This window comes from Shewanella psychropiezotolerans, assembly GCF_007197555.1.
GTDB lineage: Bacteria > Pseudomonadota > Gammaproteobacteria > Enterobacterales > Shewanellaceae > Shewanella > Shewanella psychropiezotolerans.
Map to the genome: position 1 here is coordinate 1 of NZ_CP041614.1, position 18,321 is coordinate 18,321.

At 45.5% G+C, this 18,321-nt stretch carries 16 protein-coding genes; 10 read left to right on the forward strand and 6 right to left on the reverse strand.

Annotation, left to right across the window (positions count from 1 at the left end; all coding sequences use genetic code 11):
• Positions 1-15: 15 nt before the first annotated feature.
• The 8 genes from dnaA (at position 16) to FM037_RS00040 (ending at position 9,297) form a co-directional block, all read left to right on the forward strand.
• Positions 16-1,404, forward strand: a complete 1,389-nt coding sequence (dnaA, locus tag FM037_RS00005) for a chromosomal replication initiator protein DnaA (RefSeq protein ID WP_143564340.1) — start codon at positions 16-18, stop codon at positions 1,402-1,404.
• Positions 1,405-1,423: 19 nt separating this feature from the next.
• The gene (gene dnaN / locus FM037_RS00010) at positions 1,424-2,524 is read left to right on the forward strand and encodes a DNA polymerase III subunit beta (RefSeq protein ID WP_143564341.1); all 1,101 of its coding nucleotides are present in this window, start codon (positions 1,424-1,426) and stop codon (positions 2,522-2,524) included.
• A gap of 336 nt (positions 2,525-2,860) precedes the next feature.
• Complete coding sequence (recF, locus tag FM037_RS00015) at positions 2,861-3,958, forward strand: DNA replication/repair protein RecF (RefSeq protein ID WP_143564342.1); 1,098 nt, start codon at positions 2,861-2,863, stop codon at positions 3,956-3,958.
• Position 3,959: 1 nt separating this feature from the next.
• Positions 3,960-6,380 (forward strand): DNA topoisomerase (ATP-hydrolyzing) subunit B, encoded by a 2,421-nt coding sequence (gene gyrB / locus FM037_RS00020; protein WP_143564343.1) that lies wholly within the window; start codon positions 3,960-3,962, stop codon positions 6,378-6,380.
• Positions 6,381-6,949: 569 nt separating this feature from the next.
• On the forward strand, positions 6,950-7,285 hold the full coding sequence (locus FM037_RS00025; RefSeq protein WP_227993363.1) for a c-type cytochrome: 336 nt from the start codon (positions 6,950-6,952) through the stop codon (positions 7,283-7,285).
• A gap of 2 nt (positions 7,286-7,287) precedes the next feature.
• Positions 7,288-8,514, forward strand: a complete 1,227-nt coding sequence (locus tag FM037_RS00030) for a sulfite oxidase (RefSeq protein ID WP_143564344.1) — start codon at positions 7,288-7,290, stop codon at positions 8,512-8,514.
• A complete protein-coding gene (locus tag FM037_RS00035) occupies positions 8,514-8,945 on the forward strand; it encodes a cytochrome C (RefSeq protein ID WP_227993374.1) in 432 nt (143 codons plus the stop codon). Before FM037_RS00030 ends, FM037_RS00035 begins: the two co-directional genes overlap by 1 nt.
• A gap of 1 nt (position 8,946) precedes the next feature.
• Complete coding sequence (locus FM037_RS00040) at positions 8,947-9,297, forward strand: c-type cytochrome (protein WP_143564345.1); 351 nt, start codon at positions 8,947-8,949, stop codon at positions 9,295-9,297.
• 46 nt (positions 9,298-9,343) lie between these two features.
• Here the strand turns inward: FM037_RS00040 and pxpA are convergent, their stop codons facing one another.
• The 3 genes from pxpA to pxpB all read right to left on the reverse strand — a co-directional run bounded on the left by pxpA (position 9,344) and on the right by pxpB (position 11,969).
• Entirely contained in the window at positions 9,344-10,081 is a 738-nt protein-coding gene (pxpA, locus tag FM037_RS00045; protein WP_143564346.1) for a 5-oxoprolinase subunit PxpA, read from the reverse strand.
• Positions 10,082-10,260: 179 nt separating this feature from the next.
• Entirely contained in the window at positions 10,261-11,190 is a 930-nt protein-coding gene (locus tag FM037_RS00050; RefSeq protein ID WP_143564347.1) for a 5-oxoprolinase subunit C family protein, read from the reverse strand.
• The gene (gene pxpB / locus FM037_RS00055; protein WP_143564348.1) at positions 11,187-11,969 is read right to left on the reverse strand and encodes a 5-oxoprolinase subunit PxpB; all 783 of its coding nucleotides are present in this window, start codon (positions 11,967-11,969) and stop codon (positions 11,187-11,189) included. Before pxpB ends, FM037_RS00050 begins: the two co-directional genes overlap by 4 nt.
• Positions 11,970-12,118: 149 nt before the next feature.
• On the opposite strand from pxpB, the gene FM037_RS00060 reads away from it, so the two are divergent.
• The gene (locus tag FM037_RS00060) at positions 12,119-13,186 is read left to right on the forward strand and encodes an HDOD domain-containing protein (protein WP_143564349.1); all 1,068 of its coding nucleotides are present in this window, start codon (positions 12,119-12,121) and stop codon (positions 13,184-13,186) included.
• Positions 13,187-13,237: 51 nt separating this feature from the next.
• Here the strand turns inward: FM037_RS00060 and glyS are convergent, their stop codons facing one another.
• Together glyS and glyQ are read right to left on the reverse strand one after the other, a co-directional pair.
• Entirely contained in the window at positions 13,238-15,307 is a 2,070-nt protein-coding gene (gene glyS, locus FM037_RS00065) for a glycine--tRNA ligase subunit beta (RefSeq protein WP_144044303.1), read from the reverse strand.
• Between the two features lie 11 nt (positions 15,308-15,318).
• Positions 15,319-16,224, reverse strand: a complete 906-nt coding sequence (glyQ, locus tag FM037_RS00070) for a glycine--tRNA ligase subunit alpha (RefSeq protein WP_144044304.1) — start codon at positions 16,222-16,224, stop codon at positions 15,319-15,321.
• Between the two features lie 180 nt (positions 16,225-16,404).
• Between glyQ and FM037_RS00075 the strand changes: the two genes are divergently transcribed.
• Complete coding sequence (locus tag FM037_RS00075) at positions 16,405-17,004, forward strand: DNA-3-methyladenine glycosylase I (RefSeq protein WP_144044305.1); 600 nt, start codon at positions 16,405-16,407, stop codon at positions 17,002-17,004.
• Positions 17,005-17,116: 112 nt separating this feature from the next.
• Here the strand turns inward: FM037_RS00075 and FM037_RS00080 are convergent, their stop codons facing one another.
• Positions 17,117-17,707, reverse strand: a complete 591-nt coding sequence (locus FM037_RS00080; RefSeq protein WP_144044306.1) for a hypothetical protein — start codon at positions 17,705-17,707, stop codon at positions 17,117-17,119.
• Positions 17,708-18,321 lie beyond the last annotated feature (614 nt).

Consider the following 18,321-nt stretch of genomic DNA (forward strand, 5'->3'; position numbering starts at 1 on the left):
TTTGGGGATAAGTACGTGGCGGTTACACTTTGGCAGCAATGTCTCGGGCGACTACAAGATGAGCTCTCGTCTCAACAATTCAGCATGTGGATCAGACCGTTGCAAGCAGAAATGGATGGGGACACACTCGTTCTCTACGCGCCAAATCGCTTCGTACTAGATTGGGTCAGAGACAAATATATTAACATCATCAATCAGTTTTTTACTGAGCAATTGGGTAGTGATGCACCTAAGTTACGTTTCGATATAGGCAGCAAACCTGCCGCTCCACGCCCGGTTCAGGCTACGCCTGCAATGGCTCCCCCTAGAGTTCAGATGAATACCAGGCCGACTAAGACTTCATTTAATGTGAATATGCCCGAACCGGCTATCACGGCGAATCACAGAAGTAATATTAATCCGGCTTATCAGTTTGAAAACTTTGTCGAGGGTAAATCGAACCAATTAGGCAAAGCTGCGGCACTTCAAGTTGCCGAGAATCCTGGTGGTGCTTACAACCCCTTATTCCTCTACGGTGGAACCGGTCTGGGTAAGACCCACCTGTTACACGCCGTGGGCAATGCCATCATCAAGAATAATCCCAATGCCAAAGTGGTCTACATGCATTCTGAGCGTTTCGTTCAGGATATGGTGAAAGCCCTGCAAAATAATGCCATCGAAGAGTTCAAACGCTATTACCGTAGCGTCGATGCATTATTTATCGATGATATTCAATTCTTTGCCAATAAAGACAGATCACAAGAAGAGTTCTTCCATACCTTCAATGCGTTATTGGAAGGTAATCATCAAGTGATCTTGACCTCAGATAAATATCCGAAAGAGATCGATGGCGTAGAAGATCGTCTCAAGTCTCGTTTCGGCTGGGGCTTGACCGTAGCGATCGAGCCTCCAGAATTAGAGACTCGTGTGGCGATCCTTATGCGTAAGGCGCAGGAAAGTGGCGTCAATCTCCCCGATGAAGTCGCTTTCTTCATCGCTAAGCGATTACGTTCTAATGTTCGTGAGCTCGAAGGTGCATTGAATCGAGTCATAGCGAATGCTAATTTTACCGGTCGCCCAATCACTATCGATTTCGTCCGCGAAGCCTTGCGAGATCTGTTGGCGTTGCAGGAAAAATTAGTCACCATAGATAACATTCAGAAGACTGTTGCCGAATATTATAAGATCAAGATGGCCGATATGCTGTCTAAGCGTCGTTCCCGTAGTGTCGCCAGGCCTCGTCAGGTGGCTATGGCGCTATCGAAAGAATTAACCAACCAGAGCTTACCTGAGATAGGGGATGCTTTTGGCGGTCGTGACCATACAACTGTTTTACACGCATGTCGTAAAATTGCACAGTTGCGCGAAGAAAATCACGACATTAAAGAAGATTATGCTAATTTGATCCGTACGTTATCTTCATAAATCTGGGAAATTGAAACTGATGAAATTTTCAATTGATAGGGATGCCCTATTAAAGCCGCTGCAATTAGTTAATGGAGCGGTGGAGAGACGACATAACTTGCCTATTCTGGCAAACCTCTTAGTTGAAGTAAGTGGTCACACACTTAAGATGACTGGTACCGACCTTGAGGTCGAATTAGTCGGTCAGGTTCAGTTAGAGGGTGATGTTCTAGAGGGACGTACTACCGTTCCGGCGAAGAAATTACTCGATATCGTTAAATCACTCCCCGATCAGGTCGAGATAAAAATTGAGCAACAGGAAAATCGCCTGTTACTCAGATCTGGCCGCAGTCGCTTTACCTTAGCGACACTGCCGGCGGAAGAGTATCCCAATGTAGAAGCCTTCGAGTCTGATATCGAATTTACCATCAAGCAGGGCACACTCAAGTCGCTTATCGATGCGACTCAGTTCTCCATGGCTAATCAGGATGTGCGTTATTACCTTAACGGCCTGCTACTGGAAACCGATGGCAATGTGCTGCGTGCCATTGCAACCGACGGACATCGCTTAGCCTTGAGTCATCGTCAAATTGAGGCGACCCTGCCAGAGAAGCAAGTGATCGTGCCCCGTAAAGGGGTTGTCGAGCTGCAACGTCTGTTCGAAGGCGAAGATTTAGATGTGACTATCGCCATAGGTGATAATGCCATACGCGCAACGACATCGAGTGCTGTACTGACCAGTAAGTTAGTGGATGGTCGTTTCCCTGATTATCGCCGAGTCTTGCCCAAGGGGGGCGATAAAATCGTTATTGCCAGCAGAAACCAGCTTAAGCAGGCTCTGCTTCGCGCCTCTATCCTGTCGAATGAGAAGTTTCGTGGTGTGCGGGTACAGCTGGAAAATAATCTGATTAAGATCACCGCCAACAATCCTGAGCAGGAAGAAGCCGAGGAGATCTTAGATGTGGAATATGACAATACACCTCTGGAGATAGGCTTCAACGTCAGTTACCTGTTGGACGTGCTTAATAACTTACCTTCAGACGATGTACGCATCACGCTTATCGATGGCAATTCCAGTGCCTTGATCGAAAATCATATCGAAGAAAACTCTATGTATGTGGTTATGCCGATGAGGCTCTAGTCTTAATTCGACTAGATAAACCGCAATTAATATTGAAGAGGCTGCTAACGCAGCCTTTTTTGTGTCTGCCATTGACCCATAGGGATGTGGGAAATGTCTTTAAAGCGTATGGAACGCTTAAGACCTTGGCAGTCAACACCTATGCCGGTTGACTATGGACGGTAAACAACCGGCTTTGTGTCTTACCCTGGGTAAATTCTGCGCTTTGATGTGGTCTGTGGATATGCTAATCTTCTTGGCTATTTAAATTTTTCCACCTGATGATTTGCGACGTTTTATCCGTTAAATTAAGTGCATTTTGTTAGTTTGCCCGAATAAGTGATTAATGAGCCATAAATGAGTCTGACGCGTCTTCATATTGAAACTTTTCGGAATATCGTCTCTGCTCAACTGCTTCCGGCCGAAGGGATTAATCTCATTTATGGTCAGAATGGCAGTGGCAAAACCAGTATTTTAGAAGCTATCTATTTTCTTGGTATGGGTCGCTCCTTTCGCAGTCATCTTTCCCAGCGTGTGATTCAACACTCGGATGATAAGTTAACCTTATTCGCTAACTTAAATGTGCAGGATAAAGAGAGCAAAATAGGCCTGAGACGATTTCGCAGCGGCGAGACCGAGGTCAAGATTGACGGCGATAAGGTCAAACGATTATCGACCCTGGCCGAATCTTTGCCGATACAAGTGATCACCCCCGAGAGTTTTGCCTTGCTGTTTGAAGGGCCTAAGTCTAGGCGTCAGTTTATCGATTGGGGAGCGTTCCATTGTGATAAAACTTTTCATTCCGCCTGGGTCAATGTAAAGCGAATTTTAAAGCAACGAAATCAGTTGCTTAAAAATGAGGCTAGCTACGATCAGATTCAATATTGGGATAGAGAGTTAGTTCGTTATTCTGAAGTCGTGACCGATATCAGAACTCAATATGTAAACTCGTTAAATGAGCTACTTAAGGGTATAATCGAAGAGTTTTTACCTCAGGTCGATGTGAAGATTTCTTTTACCCGAGGCTGGGATAGTAAAACAGATTATGCGCAGCTCTTAGAGACGCAATATCCCAGAGATGTATCTAGCGGCAATACCGCTAGTGGTCCCCATAAAGCCGATTTGAGGTTACGTGTTGGCACCTTGCCAATTCAGGATGCTTTATCCCGGGGACAGCTGAAATTGTTAGTCTGTGCACTGCGTATTGCACAGGGAAAGTTACTCAAGCAGCAAATAGATAAGAATAGTATTTATCTGGTGGATGATCTTCCATCGGAATTGGATGCAAAGCACAGGCAATTGTTGCTGCAGCAGTTAACCGATACCGGCGCACAAGTTTTTGTCACCGCCATCGAGCCTGCAGCGATACTAGATTCGTTAAACACGCCGCCGAGTAAGGTGTTCCATGTGGAACAGGGGCGTGTAACGGTAATTGAACAACCGACGAGAGAATAATATGTCAGAGAATAGTTACGATTCTTCGAGTATTAAGGTATTAAAAGGCCTTGATGCAGTACGGAAAAGACCAGGGATGTATATCGGCGATACCGACGACGGTTCCGGGCTACATCACATGGTATTCGAAGTGGTCGATAACTCTATCGATGAAGCTTTAGCGGGCCATTGTAGCGAAGTTGTCATCACTATCCATGTCGATGGTTCGGTATCGGTGAAAGATGATGGTCGTGGTATTCCAGTCGAAATTCACCCGGAAGAGGGTATCTCGGCCGCAGAAGTGATCATGACCGTACTCCATGCGGGCGGTAAGTTCGATGATAACTCATATAAAGTCTCCGGTGGTCTCCATGGCGTGGGGGTTTCGGTAGTAAACGCTCTGTCTGAGAAGCTACAGTTGACTATTCGTCGTAACGGTAAGCTCTACGAGCAGTTCTATACCTCGGGTGAGCCCGATGCGCCGATCAAAGAGATTGGCGATGCGACGAGCACTGGTACCGAGCTAAGATTTTGGCCAAGCCATGAAACCTTCACTACTAATATCGAATTTCATTTCGATATTCTGGTTAAACGCGTTCGTGAGCTGTCATTCCTAAACTCGGGTGTCGGTATCCGCTTGATCGATGAGCGTGATAACCGTGATGAGTTTTTCCAGTATCAAGGTGGCATCAGCGCCTTCGTCGATTACCTGAACGTGAACAAGACGCCGGTCAACAAAGACGTGTTCCACTTCATTCAGGAACGCGATGACGGTATCACTGTCGAAGTGGCTATGCAGTGGAACGATGGTTTCCAGGAGAACATCTTCTGTTTCACCAACAATATTCCTCAGCGTGATGGTGGTACTCACCTTGCTGGCTTCCGTGGTGCATTGACCCGTAACCTAAACGCTTACATGGAGCGTGAAGGTTATAACAAGAAGGGCAAGACCAGTGCTACCGGCGATGATGCCCGTGAAGGCCTGACTGCGGTTGTTTCGGTTAAAGTTCCGGATCCTAAGTTCAGTTCTCAGACTAAAGACAAGTTGGTTTCAAGCGAAGTTAAATCGGCAGTTGAGCAGACCATGGGTGAGAAGTTGGGTGATTACCTGATGGAGCATCCAAACGAAGCCAGATTGATCGTCGGTAAGATTATCGATGCGGCTCGTGCTCGTGAAGCGGCGCGTAAAGCCCGTGAGATGACGCGTCGTAAAGGTGCATTAGATTTAGGTGGTCTGCCGGGTAAGCTGGCTGATTGTCAGGAAAAAGATCCTGCACTTTCTGAAATATACATAGTGGAAGGTGACTCTGCTGGCGGTAGCGCCAAGCAGGGGCGTAACCGTAAGAATCAAGCAATTCTACCGCTAAAGGGTAAGATTCTTAACGTTGAGAAGGCTAGATTCGATAAGATGCTCTCTTCTCAGGAAGTCGCGACTCTGATCACCGCATTGGGTTGTGGTATCGGTCGTGATGAATACGATCCTGATAAGACCCGTTACCACAACATCGTCATCATGACAGATGCGGACGTCGATGGATCTCACATTCGAACTTTGCTGCTGACCTTCTTCTTCCGTCAGATGCCTGAGCTTATCGAACGTGGCTATATTTACATCGCCCAGCCACCTCTCTATAAGGTGAAAAAAGGCAGACAGGAACAGTATCTGAAAGATGAGCTGGCCTTGACTGAGTTTCTGACTAACTTAGCCTTAGATGGTGGTGAGCTTCATTCTTCTGCTGACGCACCAGCTATCTCAGGTGCACCGTTAGAGAAGTTGGTTTATCAGTATCGTGAAGTTGAAACCATCTTTGAGCGTTTAAATCTGCGTTATCCGACTCTGCTGACCGAACGTATGCTTTATCATCCAGCTCTGGATGCTGAGGTGTTAGCCGATGAAGCTAAGGTTAAGCTGTGGTGTGACGCATTTGTCGCTGATCTAACAGAGAAAGAATCTGGCGGTGTTATCTATAAAGCCGAACCGATTATGGATCCTGAGCGTAAAGTATATCTGCCTAATGTGCACATACGTAAGCACGGTATCGATACCAGTTATCTGTTTACCTACGAGTTCCTCAATTCTAGTGACTATGAGCGTATGGCTAAACTTGCTGCGGCGCTCGAAGGACTCATAGTTGAAGGCGGTTATATTAAACGTGGTGAACGCATAAAGGAGATTTCTACCTTCGTCGAGGCACTTAACTGGCTGATGAATGATTCCAGACGTGGTCTCTATATCCAACGTTATAAGGGATTGGGTGAGATGAACCCTGAGCAGCTTTGGGAAACCACCATGGATCCTGAGTCACGTCGTATGCTGGTTGTGACCATCGAAGATGCTATCGGTGCCGATCAGCTGTTTACCTGCTTGATGGGTGATCAAGTTGAACCGCGTCGTAACTTCATCGAAGAGAATGCGTTGAACGTAGCTAACTTGGATGTCTAAATAGATCTGCTGCGCATCTCTATTGATGCCACTACGTGGCGTTAAGAGCTAAGCGTTAACAGTGAAAGATAAAGCCTCAGAGAAATCCGGGGCTTTTTTGTACATGGAAGTAGTTATCCCCGAAGACCATGGATGGTCTAGGAGGGGGTTTGTGTCTGGAACATTTATGTCATTCTTTATTAGATAAGAGGGACAGGGATGTATACAAATAGACGTTGCACATGGCAGGAGATGTTTCTACATCTCTGTGCATTCCTATCATCCCTGATAGTCAGAGTCGTTATCCCAAAGACCATAGCTGCCTGATGTTCCCTTGTTGTAGACAAAGAGTATTGGTGTTTCCCTCTCCCTCTTAATCCTTCTCGCTCACCTTCTTTATTCCCTCTTTCCCAGCCCTGATTAACTTTTCTCAACGCTTTAAATCAAGAAGTTTGAATATTCTTAACCGTCCTGTTAAGGCTAAATTAGCGACACGTTAAGTGAGCCTTCAGCTAATGCTAGAAGGCTCACTGAAAATTATACCAATGGGTATGAGTCGTTAATTTATTGAGCAAGCTATGGAGGCTGTAATGCCCATGTTTAATCTCAGAAGTGCCGAGCCAGCATTGAGTCTGACGCTATCAAGCTTAGTCATGCTTGCTGTTTTGGCGTCTTCGGCTGCTCAGGCTGGAGAATCACCTCAGTTACTCAATATGTGTATTGCCTGCCATGGCACTGTGGGCACTAATGACTTTCCCAATATTGCAGACTTACGATGGCAGAATCAGGAATATCTGGTTAAACAACTTCAGGCATTTAAATCCGGTGAGCGCAGTGACAAGACCATGTCTAAGGTGGCGCAGTTATTAACCGATGAAGATATGCAGAGCCTGGCGCAATATTTTTACACTGGAGAGAATAAATAATTATGAGTTTAGACAGACGAGCTTTTATTAAAGGGGCTATTGCTACCTCTGCGGTTGCTATATTGCCGGTTAAATGGGTATTTGCTGGAAATATGCCTCTGGGAATGGCCTCTCTGGATATTTCATCTTTAACCTGGAGTAAGGCTGAAGATCTTCCCGATTACTTCACTGTTTTGAACACAAAACCGTTAAATGCTTACCCAGCAGAGCACATGCTGGATAAGGCTGTGACTCCTGGTGATGTAGCATTCATTCGATGGAATGGTCAGATGCCTGACTTTAAGGCTATGGATCTTAAAACCTGGACCTTCAAGGTGGATGGCGAATCTGTAAAGACACCTAAGACCTATACCTTAGATGAGCTAAAGCAAAGATTTAAACATCATACCCGCAGACTTGTGCTTGAGTGTGGCGGTAATAGTCGGGTTAACTTCTTTCCCGGTACTAAGGGCAATCAGTGGAATAATGCTGCTGTGTACTGTTCTGAGTGGACAGGGGTCTTAGTCAGGGATGTGCTGTATGACTGTGGCATCAAGGAAGATGCCGTGTATACCGGACATCATGGTATCGACAAGCATCTTAGTGGTCACGGTGAGGCTATTTCGCGAGGCGTGCCTATCGATGCCGCTTTGAGTGATGATGCCTTGATCGCCTGGTCGATGAACGGTGAAGATATCCCTTATATGCATGGTTATCCACTGCGTATTGTTTTCGGTGGACGGCCCGCTTCGGTATCACAGAAATGCGCGGTGGGGATCAGTGTACGAAACAAGTTACACGACGGTCATAAGATGGCGGCTCCCGCTTATCAGGTGCCTAAGTATCCAGTGGCCCCAGGTGAAAAAGTCGATAACAAAGACTTTGAGATCATTGAGCAGATGATTGTAAAGTCATTGATCACTTTCCCTGAGTCCGGTACCGAGATGAAGCTTGGCAAGAAAACAGTGCTTCGTGGTCATGCCTGGGCTGGTTTGAGAGAAGTTATCAAGGTTGAGGTTAGCTATGACTATGGTACTCGCTGGCATGTCGTTGAGCTAGAGAAGCCCAAGAACGCAACTGCCTGGCAGCAATGGCAGACAGAGTTAGACTTACCTGAGCAAGGGTATTATGAGATTTGGGCCAGAGCCACCGATAGTGAGGGTGATACCCAGCCTGTGGTGCAGCCTCAGTGGAACCCAAAAGGTTATATGTTTAATGGCTGCCATAGAATAGCCGTTAGGGTGGTCTGATGAAGTCCTTTATTCGGTTTGTCTGTCTGCTCCTGCTCTCTACATGCCTGCATGCTCAAGCCGTTGAGCTAAGCGACACCAATACTTCAATTGCTAAGATTGACTACCCCGTCGATGCTAAATCCGGTTTGATTAAGGCACCTGGCTGGGAGTTAGTGAATGGTCAGTGTAACGCCTGCCATTCTAGTTTAATCGTGCCGCAAAACCATGGTGACAGAGACTTTTGGCAAGAGACTATTCAGTGGATGGTAGATACACAGGGATTATGGGATCTGTCCGATACATGGGAGCCGACATTGGATTACTTAAGTACTTATTACAATCAAGTCGATATTGATATGACCCTGTTTCGACGTAAGCCAATAGATAAAGACTCGCTGCCGCCAAGTCAGAAAGCCGATATAGGCACTGTGATAAAGAGGGACGAGTAAGATGAAAAAATTAATTGGTATCGCATTTATATTTCTTATTTCCATTGTCGCTGTTGGCGTGAGCGCAGCAGAACCACAACAAGGGAATATTGAGCAGGGGAGACAGCTAGCCAACACCAGATGTGAAGCTTGTCATGGACCAGTGATGTTAAGTCAGGCGGGTTTATTTCCTAGCCTCAGGGGACAAAAGCAAGCTTATTTGTATAAGCAGCTTAAGGATTTTAAATCTGGGGACAGAGCCGATATTAATATGCAGGCTCAGGCTGGTGGCCTGACCGATGAGCAAATGAGAGATCTTACTTTCTACTATAGCCTTCTGACTCCTATTAATCTGAATACCAAGGTTAAATAAGTTATCTTTGGCGTTTGATTGGCTGCTGATTTGATAGCGATCGGTGTTATTTATTTTTAAGGTATTCTGCAATTTTCTGGGCGAACCTTAAGGCATGCTCATTATCCCCATGTAAACAGATACTATCGGCCTTGAGCTGCAGCATGGATCCATCTAATGTCGTTAGTGGTCGATTAGCTAACACTTGCTCAACTTGTTTTATGGATTGATTGTCATCTTCTATTATCGCTCCAGGCATAGTTCTGGGAGCCAGAGAGCCGTCAGCTAAATAGGTGCGATCGGCAAAAGCCTCTTCAATTACCGTTAATCCGTGCTGTCTTGCCAATGGCACCAGTGGACTGGCAGCGAGAATCATTAATTTTAAGCTTGGGTCTATTCGTTTTATGGCGTTAATTAAGATTTGCCCTAAACGCTCACTGAAGGCCGCTTGATTATAAAGGGCACCATGAGGTTTCACGTGGAACAATTTTGCGCCTAGTGAGCTACATACGGCTTTTAATGAGCCAATTTGCTGATTGAGTGAGGTTGATAGCTCTTGGTCTGAAATGATCATGGGCTGACGACCAAAATTTTCACGATCGGGGAAGCTGGGATGAGCACCAATATTAACCCCAGATGCTAATGCTATCTTCACTGTTGTCTGCATACTCGATTGATCACCGGCATGACCTCCACAAGCTATATTTGCCGAAGTGATCAGTTGCAGTAAGGCTTCATCATTGGTTCCACCTTCACCTAAGTCGGCATTAAGATCGATCGGGTAGCCTTTCGGATTTAATTTCACTATATAACCTTACTGTTATTATTAGCTACGAGCTTTAAACTCGCAGCTTTCTTAGCTTTGTCTTTAGCTCGCAACTCGAGGCTTTCTTAGCCTTAGCTATTAGCATCCACTGCCCTTTGCAGACGATAAAAATATTGTTGCCACTTGCAGTTTACAGACATCTTCCGTGATTGCTGTTATCAACTACAACTATCAATTGCCTTTTGGAGACGATAAAAATATTGTTGCCATTCATAGTTCGCATCTTCCGCCTGGTTTGGACTCACGTGAATAAATTGCAGCTTCTCTCCTGGCCTGGTCTGAGCCAGTTTCCAAAGATCGGCCTCAATCACAGTAGCTATCTTAGGATAGCCACCAGTCGTCTGTCCGTCGGCTAGCAGGACTATGGGCTGACCCGATGGCGGAACCTGAATGGTACCAGGCATCACAGCATGTGAGTTTAAGTTCGGCTCTTGTTCTAAGTTTAATGCCTCGCCGGATAAGCGTGCACCCATACGATTACTGTCGTTAGATAGCCGCCACTGGCGACTCCAGAATACTTTACGTGAATCTTGGGTAAACAGGGCCATCTCGGGTCCGGCTAGGGCGCGTACCTCATTAGAATAACCTCTTTGCACCGCACCAATTGGCTTAGAAAGTGAGAGTTTATCTCCTAAGGGGATTCGATCCCCTACTTTGAGGGCTCTACCTTGGTGTCCGCCTAGTTCGGCGGCAGTTAGCGTAGATCTCGAGCTCAAAGAGATAGGCACATCTATGCCGCCATCTATAGCTAAGTAAGCACGCATTCCGGATTTTGGCCCTTTCAGGATGAGGGTTTCTCCGGCGTTAATCTTGCTGCGCCAACCATGCCAGATCTCTCTGGAACCAATCTTGATCTCATAGTTAGCTCCTGTCAGGCTAAACCAGGCATCACGGTGAAACTTGAGCTCCAATGTTCCTGCCGTGAGCTCTAGGCCCGCAGCGTTATCCGGATTAGCGACTAAACGATTGGCAAGCATCAAGGCTTGTCGATCTAAAGCGCCCGAGACTGATACCCCTAAGTGGCGATAACCTGTGCGTCCAAGGTCTTGAACTGTGGTGTGAAAGCCGGGAATGAGCACCTCTATCATCTTGAGGACTCCTTATGGCTGGTTTTAGCTTGCTTTGAAATAGCTTTCTCGGGATTAGATCGGTCTGAAATTGCTTGGTCTAAAATAGGCTGCTCTGAAATAGATGGATCTAAAATAGATCGAACCGAGACAAACTCTACCCTGTCTCCAGGTTTCAGCAGGGCACCATGCTCAGATGAGGAATCGAATAGTGTCAGGGCACTTCGACCAATCAATTGCCAGCCTCCGGGAGACTGAGCCGGATATATGCCAGTCTGCTCGCCACCAATACCGACAGACCCTGCTGGAATCGATAATCTTGGAGTTGCCAATCTTGGGGTAAAGAGTTGCTTATCCAGTCCATCGAGATAGGGAAAGCCAGGTTGGAAGCCCAGAAACAGCACACTGTATTGGGTTGAGGTATGTATTGCTATTACCTCTCGTGGAGTTAGCTTGTGGTACTCGGCAACAGCATTAAGATCTGGCCCATATTCCCCACCATATTGGACCGGGATTTGGATGAGTTTACTAGGCTTGTCTTGAACCTGTTTATTGGTCCAAAGCTTGTTGATTTGATTACTCCAGAAAGAGATTTTTTTACTGTCTTTGAAAAAAAGAGTGAGATTATTATTACCCGGAACAATATCGTCAAAGTCACCACTGGTTTTACATAGATCCGCTATGTGCCAAATTTGTCTCTGTATTTGCAGTTTACTGTTTGAGCCTGATAGAGAGGCGCAATCCAGCACCAGGGCTTTTTCACCGAGTCGGAATAATTTAGGTAGCAGATCGTCGCTCATGTGATGTTTGCTTCATATCTATAAGATAAAGAATCAGGGTAATACTTAAAAGCTAGTTTGTAACCCGATAAACCGCACCGATTATCTTTCTAAGCGCTATGATTAAGTTTCTATTCTGGCGTTTCTGTTTATTCACCCGGTCATACAAATTGGTTATAAAACTTTTTAATAAGCTCTTTAATATCAGAGATAAAACCTCTATTTCCGAGCCGAAAGGCTTTAGGCAAGACACGAGTGTCCAAGATAAATTAGCCGATACCTCGGCTAAACCACAAGACCCAACAGCGACAGAGGAGGTGCTTACCTCTGATTCGGTTGATGTCGCTGCGCTGTTTTATAGTCTACTTTTCCCGACTAAATCCAATGACACCGGAGGAATCGCTAATAATTTAGAGAAAGCGGTTATGGATGATGTAGAGAATGCCCTGATGTCACCACAAGATGTGGCCGACAAGGTCCTTAAACTGCCAAGCAAGCTAACCGAGTTAGATAGACGGCTTAAGGATGAGAGTGTCGATATAAAGGTATTGGTAGACGAGATTCATGACGATCCTGTCTTGAGTGTCGAAGTGATAAAATTATGTAACTCTCCGTTATTTAAGCGTGGTGATAGGGAGGTCACCAGCTTGCAACAGGCCTTCGTGCAGTTGGGCAGAGATCAGCTTAGGCGTTTGGTTACCACCTGTATGGTGCGTGAGATGATAGTGATTAAACCTATCTACTATCGCCGCTTCGGTCTGCAGATATGGCGCCATTCAATGCAAGTCGCCTATCTGTCATCGGAATTGGCCGCTGATCATTCCGATCAGGATCCTGACACGGCATTTCTCTTAGGCCTTCTTCATGACGTAGGAAAAATTGCCATCTTTAAGATGCTGTTAGATGAGTTTCAGATAGCCGAACCAGGAGAGCAGCCCAGCTCCTGGCTGTTCAGGCAAGTGATGACCACTAAATCCCTCAGCCTGAGTGCCTTATTGGCTCAATGTTGGCATTTACCTGTTTGCTTTGAATCATCTTTGAGCCAACTAGCCAACCTAGATTCAACGCCCACAGAGCCGTTAGCAGCCTTGGTATGGCGCGCAAACCTGATCAGTGAGTGTTCCATGCTTTATCATGGTAAAAAGCTAGATGAGCCTTGTTTGGCACGCTTGTTAATCGATGCAAATCTAAGCCGGGATGAGTTTGAGGTTCTACACGAGAAGCTGAAAGAGGTTTAAAAGAAGAAGCCTCAGCGAGAGCTGAGGCTTCTTTAAGTTTCTAGGACCAGTTTACTGCAGCAAAGATATATCTGCCGCATGGAGGAACTGATCGCGTAGGCTTGAAAGCAGGGCTAAACGGTTGTTCTTCAATGCTTCGTCATCGACCATAACCATGACGTCTTCGAAGAAGGTATCAACGCTCTCACGTAGATCAGCCAGAAGTGCCAGTGCTTCCTGATAGTTTGCCGAGGCAAACAAAGGAGCCAGCTTAGGTTGAAGATCCTTGAGCTTCTCTGCCAGTGCTTTTTCAGCGTTCTCAGTCAATAAACTCGCATCGATATTTGCCGGAATATCACCTTCAACTTTAGCCAGGATATTAGACACACGCTTGTTAGCGGCGGCCAATGCCAAAGCCTGCTCCAACGTTCTGAAGTGAGATACGGCCTTGATGCGACTATCGAAGTCGGCTGGTGACGTTGGACGACGAGCCAGTACGGCTAAAATTACGTCGACGCTAACGCCTTGATCTTGATACCAGGCGCGGAAACGATTCATGAAGAACTCGAGTACCTGCTCGGCAGTTGTATCATTACTCAAGTTACTGCCATGTAGTGCCTGTGCCTTAGCGATAAGGTCAACCAGATCCAGCTGCAGGTTATTTTCGACGCAAATACGTAGGATACCGATAGCGGCGCGGCGCAGTGCGAATGGATCGGCTGCGCCCTTAGGTGCCTGACCGATACCGAAGATACCTACCAGAGTATCCAGCTTTTCAGCCAGCGCTACACAGACTGAAATAGCTGCCGCAGGAACCGTGTCGCCGGAGAACTTTGGCTTGTATTGCTCTTGCAGAGCCAGAGCAACCGCTTCGGTCTCACCATTGAGACGTGCGTAATGCATGCCCATAGTGCCTTGAAGATCGGTGAATTCCATGACCATGTTTGTCATCAGATCTGATTTAGAAAGTAGGCCTGCACGAGATGCTTCCTCGGCATTTGCATCTATGCTGGTGGCGATGAAGCCTGCTATTTCAGAGATGCGTTCGACACGTTGCTTAATCGTACCCAGCTGCTTTTGGAACACAACAGTTTCCAGGCTCACAAGGCGATCTTCCAATGTCTGTTTCTTATCGTTTTCGAAGAAAAACTCGGCATCGGCAAGGCGAGGACGAACTACTTTCTCGTTACCCGAGATGATCACCTGAGGATCTTTAGACACTATGTTAGTGACGAAGATAAAGTTAGGCAGTAGCTGACCCGCTTTATCGAATACGGGGAAGTACTTCTGATCGCCTTTCATGGTGTATACCAAGGCTTCAGCAGGTACATCGAGGAACTTCTCTTCGAAGCTAGCGGTTAATACCACTGGCCATTCGACCAGAGAGCAGACCTCTTCGAGCAGCTCGTTTTCAAGATCGGCAATACCGCCAATCTCAGCCGCCGCAGCTTCAGCATCAGTCTTGATGATTGCCTTACGCGCTTCGTAGTCGGCGAGTACCTTGCCTTTTTCTTTCAGTGCTGACAGGTAGTTATCGGCGTGATCCAACTCGAAGCTGGCTTGACCCATGAAGCGGTGACCACGAATAACGCGATCTGACTTGATGCCCAGTAGCTCACCCGCAACGATTTCACTGCCAAGTAGCATAGTCACTGTATGCACAGGGCGGATAAACTGAGTCTTGTTACTGCCCCAGCGCATTGGCTTAGGGATAGGGAGCTTATCCAGTGCGCGTTGCGCCATAGCGGAGATCAGGCTCTTAGTCTCTACACCGACAACTTTTGCCTGATGCAGTAACCATTCGCCTTTATCAGTTTTCAAACGGCTCGCTTGTTCGACTGTGATGCCATTGCCACGAGCCCAGCCCATGGCGGCTTTAGTCGGGTTGCCATCGGCATCGAAGGCCTGAGCCACTGCTGGACCACGCTTTTCGACGACCTTGTCGGCTTGAGCGGTAGCGAGTTGGTTTACGCTAAGGGCTAAGCGACGTGGGGCGGCATGCCAAACGGCTGTTTCGAAGCTAAGCTCCGCTTTCTTCAATTCGTCGGTAAAGTTGCTCAGGAAAGACTCTGCTAGCTTGCGCAGAGATTTAGGAGGCAACTCTTCGGTACCTATTTCAATGAGTAAGTTTTCGAAATTCATGGTTATTACCTCTACTTACACATTGGGAAGCCGAGGGCTTCACGGGCTTGATAATAGGATTGTGCAACACCTTTAGCCAAGGTGCGAACGCGTAGAATATAACGCTGACGTTCGGTTACCGAGATGGCGTGGCGGGCATCCAGCATGTTAAAAGCATGAGAGGCTTTCATCACTTGCTCATAGGCCGGAAGCGGCAGAGGCTTTTCGAGAGACAGGAGACGCTCACACGCTTTCTCACAATCATCGAATAATTTGAAAAGTACATCGACATCCGCATGTTCGAAGTTGTAGGTAGATTGCTCTACTTCGTTCTGGTGGAAGATGTCACCGTACATGATCTTACCCATGGGACCATCGGTCCAGACCAGGTCATAGACGCTATCAACTTCCTGGATATACATGGCAAGACGTTCCAGACCGTAAGTGATCTCACCGGTTACTGGGCTACATTCGATACCGCCAACCTGTTGAAAGTAAGTGAATTGAGACACTTCCATGCCATTCAACCAGACTTCCCAACCTAGACCCCAGGCACCTAATGTAGGTGATTCCCAATTGTCTTCTACGAAACGTACATCATGAACGCCCATGTCTACACCCACTGCTTCCAATGAGCCCAGGTATAATTCCTGAATGTTGCTCGGAGATGGTTTCAATACGACCTGAAACTGATAATAGTGCTGTAGACGGTTAGGGTTATCACCATAACGGCCATCGGTAGGGCGGCGACATGGCTGCACATAGGCACTGCTCATTGGCTCCGGGCCTAATGAACGTAGGAAAGTTTGTGGGTGGAATGTACCGGCACCAACCTCGATATCGAGAGGTTGAACGATAGCGCAACCTTGCTGCGCCCAGTACTCCTGCAGGGTCATAATAAAACCCTGGAATGTCTTTACGTCATGTTTCGTCGTCATGTCTACTGTCTACGCCGTCAGGATGATACCAATACCTTGTCTAGATGCTTATTAGCAACTAGAGCTAGCTTGGAAATATAAAAATGGTTTCGATTATACCTTGTAGAAATAGGCATATGTAGGTTATTTTTTATCTCCTAAAGGAAATAAACATAAAAATTATATTTCGGGAGTAAGACCATGGACAAGAAGCGCTGCGGCTGGGTCGGGGATGATCAAATTTACCTGGATTATCATGATTACGTCTGGGGCCGCCCTGTGTACGACAATCAGGAGCTTTTCGCCAAACTCTGCCTCGATGGGCAGCAGGCGGGTCTTTCCTGGATCACCATTCTCAAGAAACAAAAGACCTATGAAGCGGCATTTGCCAACTTCGACCCAGCAGTGATCGCCAAATTCGATGATGCTAAGGTCGCAGAATTGCTCCAGGATAAAGGTATAGTCAGAAATCGTCTTAAGGTTAATTCCATCATCAAGAATGCTCGTGGTTACATGGCCAACTTTTCTGATACTAAGGGCGAGCAGGGCAATGATTTTTCTGAATTTCTCTGGAGCTTCGTCGGAGGCAGCCCGATTGTGAACCACTTCGAGGCTATGGAAGAGATCCCCGTGCAGACTCCAGAATCAGTAGCCATGTCTAAGGCTTTGAAAAAAATGGGATTTAACTTCGTAGGGCCAACAATCTGTTATGCGTTTATGCAAGCGGTGGGTATGGTTAACGACCATGCAACATATTGTTTTTGTTATGATAAGTGTAATAAAGAAGAGATTAGTTCCTAGGAACTAGGTTTTAGGGAAATAGCTAAGGTCAAGAGAGAGCAAAACCAAGACCTGGTCAGTGCTTGTTGGAGCGAATAGAGTGTACTATACCGATTGGCATTAGTACTTCCTGCTACTGCTCGATCAACTTTATCTGTGATAAAAAGAAATCGATCTCTTGTTGTGTATATTCATTGAACGTCAGTTCAAGCAGCATTTTTTCGCTGTAAACATTAACTCTTATATGTTTATTCAGATCAGTCTCTCCAAACTGAAACCCTTGATATCCTTTATCTAGTTTAAATTCTAATATGTTTCCATTGAAAGGTATGAAAGTTGACTTGATAATTTTGGACATCATTGCCAGCTTAAAGTCATCTAATGAAGAAAAAAAACTTAAGTCATCTATTTCAAATTTAAACATAAACTTGATAAGTTCAAAATCAGAACTTAAGGGCTTAATACCAACTAAACTCTTTAATTCTTCAGAGTTCTCTTCGGTTAACAGCTGTTTAATATAATTTGAGTCTACAACTACTTTTCTAATATTCATTGACTTATAAATGTCATTTTTCTCAGAAAAAAACATCTTGCTATTTGTAAGTGGAAACTTGTTATTACTTTTGTAAATTTCCAAAGGAATTAACGATTTAGATAACATAAAGCTTAATGATATATCTGTTGATACATCAGAGCTTTGACGATGATATTCTATTTTTCTCAACTTAAGCGGGTTGGTATTATTAGTGCTTGTTTCTTGGTTCAGGTATTCATTGAAGGCGAGGAAATAGACCATTCGCGGTAGTGTATACAAGGATAAAATAGTTACTAGGGTAACAATAGTAACGGTTATCGCTATGTTGAACCGACTATTCTTAATTTTTTTTAATAGATAATATGCTACTTGATAAACAAGAACGGATGTAAAAAAGGTTGCCACTGAAGTTTATGGGATTCAAAGCTTCAGGTTCCAGAAGGAAGAAGTACTTCTTAGCGATGAATAAAATACTTAAACTAGAAATTGTTGCAAAGTAAAGTGTGGTTAGCTTCCACTTTAACTTCTTAAAAATGGTCATGCATAAAATGAAGAGAGACAAGACTGTCAGTAGAATAATTTGCATGAACCTTCTCTAATTTTGGGCGGATGAAGTATGTATATTATGATAAGAAAAAGAGTGTTCCACGTGGAACACCCTTTGTCTTATTTAATATCGAAGTATTACTTTTTCTATCTCACTTTTCTTCGCGAAGCGAAAATTTAATTATTTTTTGGTTCTTTTTCTTAAAAAAATAATTTTCCTGAAATTAAAATTTGGCAGTAAAGTTAGCCAGATTTTA

Excerpts from the sequence above, each read along its gene's own strand:
- dnaN (WP_143564341.1), top strand. The coding sequence starts at position 1,424 with ATGAAATTTTCAATTGATAGGGATGCCCTATTAAAGCCGCTGCAATTA.
- recF (WP_143564342.1), top strand. The coding sequence starts at position 2,861 with ATGAGTCTGACGCGTCTTCATATTGAAACTTTTCGGAATATCGTCTCT.
- gyrB (WP_143564343.1), top strand. The coding sequence starts at position 3,960 with ATGTCAGAGAATAGTTACGATTCTTCGAGTATTAAGGTATTAAAAGGC.
- FM037_RS00025 (WP_227993363.1), top strand. The coding sequence starts at position 6,950 with ATGCCCATGTTTAATCTCAGAAGTGCCGAGCCAGCATTGAGTCTGACG.
- FM037_RS00030 (WP_143564344.1), top strand. The coding sequence starts at position 7,288 with ATGAGTTTAGACAGACGAGCTTTTATTAAAGGGGCTATTGCTACCTCT.
- FM037_RS00035 (WP_227993374.1), top strand. The coding sequence starts at position 8,514 with ATGAAGTCCTTTATTCGGTTTGTCTGTCTGCTCCTGCTCTCTACATGC.
- FM037_RS00040 (WP_143564345.1), top strand. The coding sequence starts at position 8,947 with ATGAAAAAATTAATTGGTATCGCATTTATATTTCTTATTTCCATTGTC.
- FM037_RS00050 (WP_143564347.1), bottom strand. The coding sequence starts at position 11,190 with ATGATAGAGGTGCTCATTCCCGGCTTTCACACCACAGTTCAAGACCTT.
- pxpB (WP_143564348.1), bottom strand. The coding sequence starts at position 11,969 with ATGAGCGACGATCTGCTACCTAAATTATTCCGACTCGGTGAAAAAGCC.
- glyS (WP_144044303.1), bottom strand. The coding sequence starts at position 15,307 with ATGAATTTCGAAAACTTACTCATTGAAATAGGTACCGAAGAGTTGCCT.
- glyQ (WP_144044304.1), bottom strand. The coding sequence starts at position 16,224 with ATGACGACGAAACATGACGTAAAGACATTCCAGGGTTTTATTATGACC.
- FM037_RS00075 (WP_144044305.1), top strand. The coding sequence starts at position 16,405 with ATGGACAAGAAGCGCTGCGGCTGGGTCGGGGATGATCAAATTTACCTG.